The sequence below is a fragment of the Paenibacillus vietnamensis genome, assembly GCF_020169515.1.
Classification (GTDB): domain Bacteria; phylum Bacillota; class Bacilli; order Paenibacillales; family Paenibacillaceae; genus Pristimantibacillus; species Pristimantibacillus vietnamensis.
Map to the genome: position 1 here is coordinate 355,488 of NZ_JAHMHW010000003.1, position 14,234 is coordinate 369,721.

Sequence of the window (14,234 nt, forward strand, 5' to 3'; positions counted from 1 at the left end):
TTCCTGCCGGCCAGCTCCGAAATTTTCGCAAATTCCACAAAAAAACGGAGGAATTCACGAGGAAAGCCGGATTATTCGCTATATCCTCTGCTTTATATAAGAACTTGCTGCACTTTCTGCCTCATGTAGCAATCGCTTCCGAAATAACCTCCCAAAGCTGCTCCCGCCCAAGCCCCGTTTCAGAGGAAAACAGGACGACGGGATCGCGGGGATCGGCCTCCAGCGTCGTTTTAACCATTTTAATATGCTTGTCCCATTTCGACCTCGGAATTTTGTCCGCCTTCGTTGCGACGATGCAGGTCGGAATTTCATAATGCTTAAGCCAGTGGTACATTTGCTGGTCCTGCTTGGACGGCTCGTGGCGGATATCGATGACCAGGAGCTGAAGCTTCAACGGCTCGCGGTCCCGGATATACTGCTCAATCATTTCCCCGAACTGCTCCCGCTGCGTTTTGGACACCTTGGCATAGCCGTATCCTGGAAAGTCCACGAGATATACCATGTCGTTGACGCGGTAGTAGTTGAGCTGCTGCGTTTTGCCTGGCTGGGAGCTCGTCCTGGCCAGGTTTTTGCGTAAAATCAATTTATTAATCAATGATGATTTCCCAACATTGGAACGCCCTGCCAGAGCGATCTCCGGCAAGGCGTCCTCAGGATATTGATGCGGCTTTACCGCGCTGATGACAAACTGTGCTTCTGTAATCTTCATAAAATCGTCGTACCTGCCTTCTCCTCCGTTTGTACCGGAAGCAGCGCATGCTGCAGCACTTCATCCATATGTCCGACAGGAATAAATTGCATCTCTTTGGCTACGCTGTCGGGTATATCCCGCAAATCCCGTTCATTGTCCTTTGGCAGCAGCACTTTGCGTATGCCCGCGCGATGCGCAGCTAGCGATTTCTCCTTCAAGCCGCCGATCGGCAGGACGCGGCCTCTAAGCGTTATTTCTCCCGTCATGGCCACTTCCTTGGATACGTAACGGTTCGTAAGAGCCGAAATAAGTGCCGTTGCGATCGTAATGCCCGCGGATGGCCCATCCTTCGGAATAGCCCCTTCCGGTATGTGAATATGAATATCGTTCTTCTCGTGGAAGGCCGGATCGATGCCCAGCTCCAGCGCTTTTGAGCGCGTATAGCTGAAGGCTGCCTGTGCGGATTCCTTCATGACGTCGCCCAGCTTGCCAGTCAAGGTCAGCTTTCCGCTGCCCGGCATAACCGTGACCTCGATCACCAGCGTATCGCCGCCCACTTCCGTCCACGCAAGACCGGTGACGGCTCCAATCTGGTTCTCGCTTTCGGCCTGACCGTACCGGAACTTAGCCGGACCGAGCCATTCCTTCAGCAAAGCGGCATCCACCTCAAGCGGCTCGGCGGTCCCTTCTTCTTCGCGGGAGACGAAATGCTTGGCCGCCTTCCGGCATACGGCCGCGATTTGCTGCTCAAGGTTACGCACGCCCGATTCACGCGTATACTCGCGGATGAGCTGCAGCAGCACCTCGTCATTCATGCTCAGCTGCTCTTCGGCGAGCCCGTGCTCCTTCTTCTGCTTCGGCAGCAAATAACGCGATCCGATCTGCAGCTTCTCGAGCTCCGTGTAGCCCGGAATGTACAGCACTTCCATCCGGTCAAGCAGCGGACGCGGAATATTGTGCATCGCATTCGCGGTCGTCACGAACATGACGTTGGATAAATTGAACGGAACCTCGACAAAGTGGTCGCTGAACGTATTGTTCTGCTCCGGATCAAGAACCTCCAAAAGCGCCGAAGCCGGATCCCCGCGGAAGTCCATTGCCATCTTATCGATTTCGTCAAGCAAAAAGACCGGATTATTCGAGCCCGCCGTCTTCATCCCTTGAATGATTCTGCCCGGCATCGCGCCGACGTAGGTGCGCCTGTGGCCGCGGATTTCCGCTTCGTCGCGTACGCCGCCCAGCGATATGCGGACAAACTTCCTGCCGAGCGACTTCGCGATGGAGCGCGCAAGCGACGTCTTGCCGACGCCCGGCGGCCCGACCAGACAGAGAATCGGCCCCTTAAGCTGCTTGACGAGCTGCTGAACGGCCAAATATTCAAGCACCCGCTCCTTCGGCTTTTCCAATCCGTAGTGATCTTCGTCGAGAACGGCCTCCGCCTTGCTGATGCTTAGGTCATCCTCCGTCTGCTTATTCCATGGAAGCGAGAGCAGCCAATCGATATAATTGCGGATGACGCCGCCTTCCGCGGACGTGGACGGCATTTTCTCCAGCCGGTCGATTTCCTTCTCGATCTTCTCCTTCACCTGCTCGGGAACACCCGCTTCCTGAAGCTGGCTGCGCAGCTCTTCGACTTCTCCCGCGCGGCCTTCCTTCTCGCCGAGCTCCTTCTGGATCGCCTTCATCTGCTCGCGCAAATAATATTCCTTCTGCGTCTTCTCCATCTGCTTCTTGACGCGCTGGTTTATTTTGCGTTCGAGCTCCAGCACCTCGCGCTCGTTATTGAGAATGTCGAGAAGCTTCTCCAGCCGCATACCGACGTCGATCGTCTCCAAAATATCCTGCTTATCCTTGATTTTGAGAGACAGGTGGCTGGTGATTACATCGGCAAGCCTGCCCGGATCGTCAATATCCGAAACCGCCGCGAGCGTCTCCGGGGTCACCTTCTTCGAAAGCGAGATATAATGCTCAAATTGGTTCAGGACGGAGCGCATCAGCGCGTCCACCTCGGGATCGTCCGTCTCCTGCTCAGGCAGCTCCTTGGCCGACACTTCGTAAAATTCGTCATTCGGCAAATAATCCAAAATCTCCGCGCGGACGACGCCTTCAACCAGCACACGGATCGTGCCGTTCGGAAGCTTAAGCATTTGCCGAACCTTGGCGATCGTTCCGACCTTGTAAATATCCTCTTCCGTCGGCTCTTCAATGTTCACTTCCGACTGCGAGCACAGCAAAATCATATGATCTTCGACCATCGAACGCTCCAGCGCCCGCACCGATTTGTCCCTTCCCACATCTAGGTGGAGCACCATGCTGGGATAAACGAGTAGCCCTCTCAGCGGTAGCAAGGGCAGCCGACGACCTTTCAACTTATTAGGTCCCACTCCAGCACCTCCAATTGTTAACGTCTACATCATATTATCATTCTACTGAATCTGCCTGCAAATAGCTAACATTCGGAGCGATAAATAATTCGGATGCCGTTTGCGGCTCCGCTTCCTCGGCCACGACGCCCGACTCCGGAAATACATGGGCGAACACTTCCTCCACCTTATCGACCGGGATGACCTTCAGCCCTTCCAGATCCGCGAATACGGCTTGCCAGTTTTCACGAGGAATGATGACCTGCTTCGCGCCGGCTTGAAAAGCAGCTTCAACCTTGGCCAAGACGCCGCCTACAGGCTTCACGTTGCCGTGGATCCCCACCTCGCCCGTCATCGCCAGCCTGTTGTCGACCGGAATGCCTTTTACCGCAGAAGTAATCGCAGTAGCCATCGCAATGCCGGCGGACGGACCGTCGATCGGCGTGCCGCCAGGGAAGTTGATATGCAGATCGTAATCCTGCGTGTTAAGGCCGATACGGCGAAGCACGGTCAGCACGTTCTCAACCGAACCCTTCGCCATGCTTTTCCGCCGCAGCGTGCGCGAGCCGCCGCCGCCGAGCTCCTCTTCATCCACGACCCCGGTAATCGTAAAATTGCCGAGACCCGGAGCAGACGCAATGGCGCTTACTTCAATCTCGAGCAGCGTACCCATGTTCGGCCCGTATACGGCGAGACCGTTCACGAAACCGATTTGCGGCGACTCCGGCACCTTGCGGTCCGGCCTCGGCGGGATTTGACTGCTGTTGACGACCCACTCGATATCGGCGGCTAAAATGCTGTCGCGTTTCTCGGACAACGCGACGCCTGCTGCAAGCTGAATGACGTTCACGGCTTCGCGGCCGTTCGTCGCGTATTTTTTTACGACCTCAATTGCCTCGGGGCATGGGCCGAAGCCGATTTTCTTCACGGCGTTTTCCGCTACAAGGCCGATTTCTTCTGCAAGCAAGGGACGGAAGAACACCTCCATGCAGCGGGAGCGGATCGCCGGAGGAATTTCCTGCGGCGAACGGGTTGTCGCACCGACCAGACGGAAATCGGCAGGCAGGCCGTTTTGGAAAATATCATGAATATAAACCGGAATGTTCGAATCCTCCGAGTTATAATACGCGCTCTCCAAAAACACCTTGCGGTCCTCGAGTACCTTTAACAATTTATTCATTTGGACCGGATGCAATTCACCAATTTCGTCGATAAACAAAATACCGCCGTGAGCCTTCGTAACGGCGCCCGGCTTCGGCTGCGGAATTCCCGCCACCCCCATCGCTCCCGCACCCTGGTAAATCGGGTCATGAACGGAGCCGATCAGCGGGTCGGCGATGCCCCGTTCGTCAAATCTGGCGGTCGTCGCATCAATTTCCGTAAATTTGGCTTCCGGCAGAAACGGCGATGAAGGATTTTTTTTCGCTTCCTCCAGCACGACGCGCGCCGCTGCGGTTTTACCGACGCCCGGCGGTCCGTAAATAATAACATGCTGAGGATTCGCGCTGCAAAGCGCAGCCTTTAACGCGCGCAGGCCGTCCCGCTGCCCGACGATGTCCTGCATGGCCTGCGGTCTCGTTTTTTCCGCCAGCGGCTTGGTCAGTGAAACGCTCCTTTGCTTCCGGAGCTTATCCATTTCCTTGCGCGATTCGCGGTCAACCGCAGAGCGGTTTGTCTTTTGGTTCCGCAGCAAATTCCAGAAATACAAACCGATCACGACGGCAAAAAACACCTGAATCAGCATTAACACTACACTTAAACTCATTTTCCTCCGCTCCTCTCAGCGTAAACGGTTGTAGCCTTCCTTCTTCGGGGCCAGCCAGTCAATCTGCATAATTGGTAGTATTCCCCCCTGGTAGTAGGAATAACCGCTTCCTCGCTTTTTTTCCTGATGAAGAATATCCAAAAGGATGTACGAGTGGAAAGAGAATGAAAAAAGAGGTTTGCTTCCGTCTCTTGAAGACGGAAGCAAACCTCTTTAGTGTTGGTGCCCTTTTAAGCCGGGGTATGGTGCTTGCGGCCGGGAATTTCCCCTGTCGCTTCAAACACGCGCACGATTTCATCGATTTCCTTCTTGAGCTCGTTCAGCAGCTCCGCCTCCGGCACCTTGCGGATCATCTCGCCATAACGGAACAGCATTCCCTCGCCGCGCGCACCGGCAATGCCGATATCGGCCTCGCGGGCCTCGCCGGGACCGTTAACCGCGCAGCCGAGCACAGAAACCTTGATCGGCACCTTGATCTTCGCGATGTAGTCCTCCACCTCGTTGGCGATCGAGAACAGATCGATATCAAGCCGGCCGCAAGTCGGACAGGATACGAGCGTTGCCGCATTCGTAATCAGCCCGAACGTCTTGAGCAGCTCGCGAGCGACCTTGACCTCTTCGACCGGATCGGCGCTTAAGCTGATGCGGACCGTGTTGCCGATGCCCATGGAGAGCAGCGCGCCAATACCGGCGGAGCTTTTGATCGTGCCGGTATGGAGCGTACCCGCTTCCGTGATGCCAAGGTGAAGCGGATATTTGATCTTCTCCGCTGCCATGCTGTAAGCGGCAATCGCCATCGGCACGTCGGAGGCTTTGAGCGAGACGATAATATCGTGGAAATCAAGCTCTTCCAGAATGCCGATATGGAACAAGGCGCTCTCCACCATCGCTTCCGGAGTCGGATAGCCGTACTTCTCAAGCAAATGGTTTTCCAGCGATCCGGCATTGACGCCGATACGAATCGGAATTCCTTTATCCTTGCAAGCTTTGACGACAGCCTCTACGCGTTCGCGGCGCCCGATATTGCCCGGATTGATCCGGACCTTGTCGACACCGTTCTCGATGGCCATGAGCGCCAGCCTGTAATCGAAATGAATGTCCGCAACAAGCGGAATATGAATGCGGGATTTAATTTCTTTGATCGCCTCGGCCGCTTCCTTGTTATTGACGGTTACCCGGACGATTTGACAGCCCGCTTCCTCCAACCGCAAAATTTCCGCAACCGTCGCCTCCACATCCGCCGTCTTGGTCGTACACATGCTTTGAATGATCACTTCGTTGCTGCCGCCGATCGTCAAATCGCCGACTCTTACCGGTACCGTATCTTGACGTAAATACATAAGCAGATCTCTCCCATGAACGTCAAAGTCCACCCTGACCAAGCGGCCTAAGCCGCTGGCAAGGGTGGAAACATTGACGGTGCTAAATAATGGTTAGGCGCTCTCTTCCTTCTTCTTGCCTTTCTTGGCAGCCAGCTCCGGCATGATTTTGTCCTTGACGGATTGCTCCGTAATAAGGCAAGTGCTCACGTCGTCGCGGGACGGCACCTCGTACATCACCTCAAGCATGATGCCTTCGATAATCGCACGAAGTCCGCGCGCGCCGGTATTGCGCTTAATCGCTTCCTTCGCGATCGCGTCGAGCGCAGCCGGCTCGAAATCGAGCTTAACGTTATCCATCTCCAGCAGCTTCTGGTACTGCTTCACTAGAGCGTTCTTCGGTTCGGATAAGATCCGAACGAGTGCCGGCTCGTCAAGCGGCTCCAGCGTAGAGATAACAGGCAGACGTCCTACAAATTCGGGAATCAGGCCGAATTTGAGCAAATCCTCAGGCAGTACCATCGACAAATATTCGCCCGGCTTCAAGTCCTTTTGCACTTCGCCGGTAGAGTTAAAGCCGATGACCTTCTTGCCGATACGGCGTTTGATCAGCGATTCCAGGCCGTCGAACGCGCCGCCGCAAATGAACAAAATGTTCGTCGTATCGATTTGGATAAACTCCTGGTGCGGGTGCTTGCGGCCGCCTTGAGGCGGAACGGAAGCAACCGTGCCTTCCAAAATTTTGAGAAGGGCCTGCTGCACGCCTTCCCCGGAAACGTCGCGAGTAATCGACGGGTTCTCGGATTTGCGGGCCACTTTATCGATTTCGTCGATATAAATGATGCCGCGCTCGGCTTTCTCCACATCGTAATCCGCCGCTTGAATAAGCTTAAGCAAAATATTCTCGACGTCTTCACCGACGTAACCCGCTTCCGTAAGCGAGGTTGCATCCGCAATGGCGAACGGTACGTTCAAAATTTTGGCCATCGTCTGCGCAAGCAAGGTTTTACCCGATCCCGTAGGACCCAGCAGCAAAATATTGCTCTTCTGCAGCTCGACATCCTCGATCTTGCTGCCCGAGTTAATCCGTTTGTAGTGGTTGTAAACCGCTACGGACAGCGACTTCTTGGCGAACTCCTGGCCGATGACGTAGGAATCCAGAATGGCGCGGATATCCTTCGGCTTCGGAATGTCCTTCAGATCGAGCTCTTCCTCGTTGCCGAGCTCCTCTTCCACGATTTCCGTGCAAAGCTCGATACACTCATCGCATATATAGACGCCTGGACCGGCTACGAGCTTACGTACCTGATCCTGCGATTTGCCGCAGAACGAGCATTTCAGCTGGCCTTTTTCGTCGTTGAATTTAAACATCTGATCACCCCTTCGATTAAATCGTCGATACCGGTGCCGTTATCACCTTGTCAATCAAACCGTAGGCAAGGGCCTCTTCCGCGCTCATGAAATTGTCACGGTCGGTATCGCGGTCGATTTTCTCATAAGGCTGTCCGGTGCGCTCCACATAGATCTGGTTCAGCTTTTGTTTCGTCTTCAAAATCCAATCCGCATGGATCTTGATATCGGAAGCTTGGCCGCGCACGCCGCCAAGCGGCTGATGAATCATAACCTCCGCGTTAGGAAGCGCGAAACGCTTGCCCTTCGCACCGGCAGTCAGCAGCAGCGAGCCCATGCTTGCAGCCATGCCCATGCAAATCGTGGACACTTCCGGCTTAATATATTGCATCGTATCGTAAATACCCATCCCCGCCGTTACAGAGCCGCCGGGAGAGTTAATATACAGGTGTATGTCCTTCTCCGGATCGTCGGCCGCCAGAAACAGCAGCTGTGCAATGACCGAATTCGCAACGTCATCGTCAATTGCACTTCCCAGGAAGATAATACGATCCTTCAGCAATCGGGAATAAATATCGTAGGAACGTTCCCCACGGTTTGTTTGTTCGACTACGATCGGTACTAGATTCATGCGACCAACCTCTTTTCGTTTATGGCTTTAGATACTTACTTATTGTAACACGTCATCGTAATGATGTCATTTTTCCGATAATACATTATACGGCGACGGTCGTTCGATATGTACGGAGATTCGTCTCCCGATCAAGCTGAAGCTGATATGTAAGGTCAAAATAAGGCACGTATCGAACGTGCCTTATCCCGGGTGAAGCCAATTATTTAATTCGTTATGTGAGCGATTAAACCGCTTTGCTGTTGTCGATCAGGAATTTGATCGTTTTGCGGAGCGTCAGATCCTCCAGCAGGCTGAGAAGGTTGCCGTTTTTCGCGAAGATGTCGCGCAGCTCGGCAGCAGGACGGTTGTAGGATTGGGACAGCTTCTCAAGCTCTTCGTTCAAATCTTCTTCGCCTGCAGTAATGCCTTCAGCTTTGGCGATCGCTTCTAGCACCAGGTTGTTGCGAACGCGCTTCTCGGCGTCGCCGCGCATTTGCTCGCGGAGAACGGCTTCGTTCTGGCCGGAGAACTGGTAGTAAAGCTCCATGTTCATTCCTTGCATTTTGAGGCGGTTCTCGAAGTCGCGGATCATGTAGTCCGTTTCGGAAACGATCATCGGCTCCGGAATTTCAACCTCAGCGGCGGAAGTAGCTTTCTCAACGATTGCGGACTCGCGCGCTTGCTCAGCTTCCTTCTCCTTGCGCTCTTTCAGCTTAACTGTAAGATCCTGCTTGTACTCTTCAAGCGTATCGAACTCGCTTACGTCTTTGGCGAACTCGTCGTCAAGAGCTGGAAGGGATTTGCGTTTGATTTCATGCAGCTTCACCTTGAACACGGCTGGCTTGCCTGCCAGGTGCTCGGCGTGGTAGCTCTCAGGGAACGTTACTTCTACGTCCTTGAAGTCGCCGATTTGCATGCCTACTACTTGCTCTTCGAAGCCTGGAATGAACGAGCCCGAACCCAGCTCAAGAGAATAACGCTCGCTTGCTCCGCCTTCGAATTGCTCGCCGTCGACATAGCCGTCGAAATCGATAACGGTGATGTCGCCGTTCTCTGCCGCGCCTTCCTCGATGACGGTAAGCTCTGCATGACGCTGCTGCAGACGCTCCAGCTCGGCGTTTACTTCCTCATCCGTAACTTCTGCAGTTGCAGCTTCAACCTCAAGTCCTTTGTACTCGCCCAAAGTCACTTCAGGCTTAACGACAACCTTAGCCTTGAATTTGAAAACTTGGCCTTTCGCGAATTGCTCAACGTCAATCTCAGGACGGTCGACCGGCTCAATGTTGCTTTCTCTTACCGCGTTCGTGTAAGCGTCAGGCAGCAGGATGTCGATTGCATCCTGATACAGGCTTTCCACACCGAAGCGCGATTCAAAAATGCCGCGCGGCACTTTGCCTTTACGGAATCCCGGAACGTTAACCTTCTGAACGACTTTCTTAAATGCTTGATCAAGAGCACCTGCGACTTTCTCCGCTTCTACCTCCACGTCGATCGACACGATGTTCTTGTCTATTTTTTCCCAAGTTGCTTTCATTTTATGCCTTCCCCTCCGAAAATGCGCATGCATTACTAGTTTTCACGTTTCATAAACCATTCTATTATAATCAAGATAGACAACCATTTCAAGACTGGGGTTCATGATCCCCCGATTGCTGAAGGGCGGCCACCTGCCGAAGAGCGCGGCAAGCTTGCTCATACCTGAAGCGGAGCGGCTCGGTAATGCCGTATGTATCGCGGATATCGTCGTCGTTCGCGGTCCCGTAAACCGTGAGCAGCAGCGTCAAATGCAGCGCCGCGGCGAAGCAGTCGATCGTGCCCTCGTCGTCCCTGAGCATCCATCTGTAAGCAGCCGTTCCATACAAAAATTGGAGGCTTTCCTTCCAGAGCTCCCTTGCAAAATGCGGCAAAGTCGGATCGTCGACCTCCGCCGTCTGTTCCGTTCTCTCGACAATCCGGCTGACGGGCTCCGGGAATTCGTCCATCGACAGCGGCGTCTCCTCCAGTTCCAGCTCGACCGTCTCACCCAGCCGGTCAAGCGTCAGGCTGCCGGAAGCCCCTCTTCTGCGCAGGCATTGAAGAGCCTTGAATTGAACGACCGGATGCACCTCTGCGCTCAGCAGCCACGTCTTGATCTCATCATCGATATCCGGACTTTGTATGTACGCTGCACGTTCAAGCGCCAGGATCTGCTGATCGATCATCGGATGATGCTGCATAATGTACAGCACTTGATTGATGTAGGCTTCATCCTGCTCGGGCGGATTCAGCAGCTGCTCGCGAAGTGCCGCCTCGTCCTCTTCCTCGCCGCTCTCCGCCGCCCGCGCACCCGACTCCCCGCCTCCGCTTTCGGGAAAAGCCATGTCGAGCCAGGTCAGCAGGCTGTCCCATTCTTCGTAATGCCTTGCGTCCTCGCCCTGGCATTGCAGCAGAAACCGCAGCAGCTCCTTGGCCTCCCCGTACTGCTCCGCCTCCAGCATACGGGTGAGCTGGATTTGATAATGGTCCAGCATGCTGGGGAACAAATAAACGTTGTCTTTGTTGTCTCCTTTTGTGTCGTTGGGAGTCGTTATGGTAACACCGCCTTATGGTCTCGCCGTTTGTTCGTCTGTCCGATCTTGCGATCGATTATACCATGTCCTTGCAAAAGAAAAAACAAAAGTCGCCTGCCGGCTAAAAAATATTTCAATTTGGGCTTGCGCATTATCAATCCCATGTGGTATATTCTTACTTGTGTCCCGGTAGCTCAGCTGGATAGAGCAACGCCCTTCTAAGGCGTCGGTCGGGGGTTCGAATCCCTCCCGGGACGCCATTTATTTTATGAAATGACAATGCATACCTCCAGAACTTTGATAAACAAAGTTTTGGAGGTTTTTTGTGCATCCGGTCTGTCTGCCCGGTAAATAGGCATAGGCCTTTTAGACCTTGTTACGGCCAAAAAGGCTGACTCCGCATCGGTTCGCAGGGTCAGCCTGTCATTTATCCGGAGCTCCGATTTTACAGCACGCCCATCGATTCGATATGGCGCTTTGTGTCGTCGGTTCCATGCTCGTACAGCTTCCTGTATATGCTCTGAATAATACCGTCGTAGCCGGCATTCATTTCGCCGTCGCTTGCCGTGCCGTACGGCGTATGCACGAAATGGAACGTCTGCGCCTCGTCCATGCTGGAAAGCTCGTCGAACAGCTCCCTCAGCTTGGTATGCTCTCTCCCGTTTAAGCGGACCTCCAGCTCGTATGCCGCCGCCTGCCGGTCCTCAAGTATTTGTCCCGCCTGGACGGACACATAATACGTTCTCCAATCGCTGTGCTCCGTTTCGTTGCCAATTACCATCTTCGGCTATACCCCTTTCCTGCCGCTCTCGCTTTTATCGGCCTGTTCTAGCATCCCCCGTCGGACAGACATTTTATCCCTTTTTTCAGCATATAACGATATTATCGCAACTTGAGACCAGCAAAAGAGAGGAATGAGAACGATGTGTGGAATTACCGGCTGGATCGACTGGCACCGTGATCTGACCAAGCAGAGCAAAAGCTTAGAGAAGATGACCGACACGCTCGCACCGCGCGGTCCCGACGCTTCCGGCACGTGGATATCGGCGCATTGCGCGCTCGGACACCGCCGCTTGTCCGTTATCGATCCCGAGAACGGAGCACAGCCGATGATTCGCCATACGGGCGACGACAAATACGTCGTAGTCTATAACGGCGAGCTATATAACGCGCTCGAGCTGCGCAAGGAACTCGAAAGCAGGGGAAGAACGTTCACGACGAACTGCGATACGGAAGTTTTGCTGGTAGCGTATATGGAATGGGGAAAGGCTTGTGTCGAGCGGTTTAACGGCATCTTCGCATTCGCGATATGGGATGCGTCCGCAAGCGAGCTGTTTCTGGCACGCGACCGTTTGGGCGTTAAGCCGCTGTTCTACAGCACGCAGGACGGTCTTTTTATTTTCGGATCGGAGCAAAAGTGCATCCTGGCCCATCCTGCGGTCAAGCCCGAGGTCGGGGCGGAGGGACTGGCTGAAATTTTTATTCTCGGTCCCGCGCGCACGCCCGGCCACGGCGTCTATAAGCAGATTCAGGAGCTGCGTCCCGGCCGCTGCTTGACGGTAAGCCGTTCCGGCATCAGGACGGTTACGTATTGGCAGCTGGAGAGCAGCCCGCACAATCAGAATGTGGAGGAGACGGCGGAGCATGTCCGGGAGCTTCTGAAGGATACGGTAGAAAGGCAGCTCGTATCGGATGTGCCGGTGTGCACGCTGCTGTCGGGCGGTCTGGACTCCAGCGCCTTGACGACGCTTGCCGTTAATTATTACAACCAGAACGGCCAGGGCAGCGTCCACACGTATTCCGTCGATTACAAGGATAACGACAAAAACTTCAAGGCGCACGCCTTCCAGCCGAACAGCGACGCCCCGTGGATCCAGCGTATGACGACCCATCTCGGCACGGTTCATCATCCCGTCCAATTCGACACGCCCGAGCTCGTCGGCGCCCTCGATGCAGCGACCTTTGCCCGTGATTTGCCCGGCATGGCCGATGTCGACGCGTCGCTGCTGCTGTTCTGCCACGAGATCAAAAAGGACGCAACCGTCGCTATATCGGGGGAAGCGGCTGACGAAATTTTCGGCGGTTATCCTTGGTTTCACCGGGAGGAAGCGCTGAATGCCGATACCTTCCCGTGGTCGCTCGCCTCGGCCATGCGCGCCGATCTGCTGGCTCCAGACGTAGCCAAATGGATCAAGCCGCTCGATTACATCGGAGACAGGTACGCTCAGGCGATTGCCGAAGTGCCTCATCCGGACGGGGAAATCGGGCAGCTGCGCAAAATGCGTCAAATGTCTTATTTGAACATTACGAGGTTCATGCCGACGCTTCTCGACCGTAAGGACCGGATGAGCATGGCAGCCGGGCTGGAGGTGCGGGTCCCGTTCTGCGACCACCGGCTCGTCGAATACGTCTGGAACATCCCGTGGGAGATCAAAACGTCGGGTGACAGGGAGAAAGGCATTTTGCGCAAAGCGCTGCGCGGCGTGCTTCCGGACGACGTCCTGACCCGCAAAAAAAGCCCTTACCCGAAAACCCACAACCCGAATTACCTCGCTGCGGTCAAAGGACTGCTGCTCGACGTGCTGAACGACCCCGGCTCCCCTCTCCTTCCGCTTATCAATGTGCAGAAGGTCAAAGAGCTTGCCGAATCCAGTACGGCCAGCTCGAACATTCCGTGGTTCGGCCAGCTGATGTCGGGTCCGCAGCTATTCGCTTATTTGTATCAGGTTAATCTGTGGCTGAAGCGCTACAAGGTCGAAATCGTCTGATCCAGCTTACGTTTCGCGGTGAGATATAGGCGTCGGTATAGGAGTGAAACTTATCCTTTCTTATATCTTTAAAACAAAAGCCCACATCCGGTTCGTTCCGCTGCCGCGGTCCTATGCCGGATGAGGGCTTTTTAATGAAAAAATATTCCTTTACGCGTCCTGAAACAGAGGCAGCAGCTTGCCGAGCGCATCGCCACGGTGGCTGATCTGCTGCTTCTCCTCCTTCGTCAGCTCCGCCATGCCGCGCTTCAGCTGCGGAAGCCAGAAATGCGGATCGTATCCGAATCCGCCGGAGCCGTGCGGACGGTCCGTAATAAGGCCGCCCACCGTTCCCTCGGCTTCGACGAAATGTCCCGTCGCCGGATCGTAGAGGGCCAGAGCGCAGACGAACTGCGCCCCGCTGAGCATGGCCGAGCCGTCCTCCAGTACGCCGAGCGGCTTAAGCCGCCCTTCCTCCTTCAGCCGATTAAGCTCGGCGATCAGCTTCGCGTTATTCTCCGCATCCGTTGCGCCTTCGCCCGCGTAGCGAGCGGAATAGACACCCGGCTCCCCGTTCAGCGCCTCGACGCGCAGCCCGGAGTCGTCGGCCAGCACCTTCACGCCAAGGGCGTCGCCGGCCGTCTTCGCCTTGATGCGCGCATTGGCTGCAAACGTGTCGCCGTCCTCGACGATGTCCGGAATTTGCGGATAATCAAGCAGGCTCGCCGCTGCTTTGCCCAGCTTCCGGAGCGCATGGTCGAACTCCTTTACCTTGCCGGCGTTCTTGGTCGCGATGACGACCGTTTCGCCGCTCTTTACAGCTTTCTCCGCCATCCC

General features: G+C 54.9%; 11 protein-coding genes and 1 tRNA gene. 2 read left to right on the plus strand and 10 right to left on the minus strand.

Annotated elements, in window-relative coordinates:
* Nucleotides 1–121 precede the first annotated feature (121 nt).
* From yihA to KP806_RS09670, 8 genes are all read right to left on the minus strand, one after another.
* On the minus strand, nucleotides 122–709 hold the full coding sequence (gene yihA / locus KP806_RS09635; protein ID WP_224723368.1) for a ribosome biogenesis GTP-binding protein YihA/YsxC: 588 nt from the start codon (nucleotides 707–709) through the stop codon (nucleotides 122–124).
* The gene (lon, locus tag KP806_RS09640) at nucleotides 706–3,075 is read right to left on the minus strand and encodes an endopeptidase La (RefSeq protein ID WP_224723369.1); all 2,370 of its coding nucleotides are present in this window, start codon (nucleotides 3,073–3,075) and stop codon (nucleotides 706–708) included. The genes yihA and lon overlap by 4 nt, the downstream gene beginning before the upstream one ends.
* A 37-nt stretch (nucleotides 3,076–3,112) precedes the next feature.
* Nucleotides 3,113–4,819, minus strand: coding sequence for an ATP-dependent protease LonB (gene lonB / locus KP806_RS09645; protein WP_224723370.1), 1,707 nt, complete (start codon nucleotides 4,817–4,819; stop codon nucleotides 3,113–3,115).
* Nucleotides 4,820–5,049: 230 nt separating this feature from the next.
* A complete protein-coding gene (gene ispG / locus KP806_RS09650; protein ID WP_224723371.1) occupies nucleotides 5,050–6,159 on the minus strand; it encodes a flavodoxin-dependent (E)-4-hydroxy-3-methylbut-2-enyl-diphosphate synthase in 1,110 nt (369 codons plus the stop codon).
* A 93-nt stretch (nucleotides 6,160–6,252) separates the two neighbouring features.
* A complete protein-coding gene (gene clpX, locus KP806_RS09655) occupies nucleotides 6,253–7,509 on the minus strand; it encodes an ATP-dependent protease ATP-binding subunit ClpX (RefSeq protein ID WP_224723372.1) in 1,257 nt (418 codons plus the stop codon).
* A 16-nt stretch (nucleotides 7,510–7,525) separates the two neighbouring features.
* Nucleotides 7,526–8,119, minus strand: coding sequence for an ATP-dependent Clp endopeptidase proteolytic subunit ClpP (gene clpP / locus KP806_RS09660; RefSeq protein ID WP_224723373.1), 594 nt, complete (start codon nucleotides 8,117–8,119; stop codon nucleotides 7,526–7,528).
* 226 nt (nucleotides 8,120–8,345) lie between these two features.
* A complete protein-coding gene (gene tig / locus KP806_RS09665; protein ID WP_224723374.1) occupies nucleotides 8,346–9,635 on the minus strand; it encodes a trigger factor in 1,290 nt (429 codons plus the stop codon).
* 88 nt (nucleotides 9,636–9,723) lie between these two features.
* Nucleotides 9,724–10,623, minus strand: a complete 900-nt coding sequence (locus KP806_RS09670; protein WP_224723375.1) for a hypothetical protein — start codon at nucleotides 10,621–10,623, stop codon at nucleotides 9,724–9,726.
* Between the two features lie 210 nt (nucleotides 10,624–10,833).
* Between KP806_RS09670 and KP806_RS09675 the strand changes: the two genes are divergently transcribed.
* Nucleotides 10,834–10,910 (plus strand) — tRNA-Arg (locus tag KP806_RS09675).
* Nucleotides 10,911–11,095: 185 nt separating this feature from the next.
* Here KP806_RS09675 and KP806_RS09680 read toward each other — a convergent pair.
* A complete protein-coding gene (locus tag KP806_RS09680) occupies nucleotides 11,096–11,431 on the minus strand; it encodes a hypothetical protein (RefSeq protein ID WP_224723376.1) in 336 nt (111 codons plus the stop codon).
* 142 nt (nucleotides 11,432–11,573) lie between these two features.
* On the opposite strand from KP806_RS09680, the gene asnB reads away from it, so the two are divergent.
* Nucleotides 11,574–13,418, plus strand: a complete 1,845-nt coding sequence (gene asnB, locus KP806_RS09685; RefSeq protein ID WP_224723377.1) for an asparagine synthase (glutamine-hydrolyzing) — start codon at nucleotides 11,574–11,576, stop codon at nucleotides 13,416–13,418.
* A gap of 150 nt (nucleotides 13,419–13,568) precedes the next feature.
* Here asnB and rdgB read toward each other — a convergent pair whose 3' ends face one another.
* The gene (rdgB, locus tag KP806_RS09690) at nucleotides 13,569–14,231 is read right to left on the minus strand and encodes an RdgB/HAM1 family non-canonical purine NTP pyrophosphatase (RefSeq protein WP_224723378.1); all 663 of its coding nucleotides are present in this window, start codon (nucleotides 14,229–14,231) and stop codon (nucleotides 13,569–13,571) included.
* Nucleotides 14,232–14,234 lie beyond the last annotated feature (3 nt).

Bases quoted from the DNA above. Each gene is read 5' to 3' on its own strand.
- yihA (WP_224723368.1), bottom strand. From the start codon at position 709: ATGAAGATTACAGAAGCACAGTTTGTCATCAGCGCGGTAAAGCCGCAT.
- clpP (WP_224723373.1), bottom strand. From the start codon at position 8,119: ATGAATCTAGTACCGATCGTAGTCGAACAAACAAACCGTGGGGAACGT.
- asnB (WP_224723377.1), top strand. From the start codon at position 11,574: ATGTGTGGAATTACCGGCTGGATCGACTGGCACCGTGATCTGACCAAG.
- rdgB (WP_224723378.1), bottom strand. From the start codon at position 14,231: ATGGCGGAGAAAGCTGTAAAGAGCGGCGAAACGGTCGTCATCGCGACC.
- lonB (WP_224723370.1), bottom strand. From the start codon at position 4,819: ATGAGTTTAAGTGTAGTGTTAATGCTGATTCAGGTGTTTTTTGCCGTC.
- ispG (WP_224723371.1), bottom strand. From the start codon at position 6,159: ATGTATTTACGTCAAGATACGGTACCGGTAAGAGTCGGCGATTTGACG.
- clpX (WP_224723372.1), bottom strand. From the start codon at position 7,509: ATGTTTAAATTCAACGACGAAAAAGGCCAGCTGAAATGCTCGTTCTGC.
- KP806_RS09680 (WP_224723376.1), bottom strand. From the start codon at position 11,431: ATGGTAATTGGCAACGAAACGGAGCACAGCGATTGGAGAACGTATTAT.
- tig (WP_224723374.1), bottom strand. From the start codon at position 9,635: ATGAAAGCAACTTGGGAAAAAATAGACAAGAACATCGTGTCGATCGAC.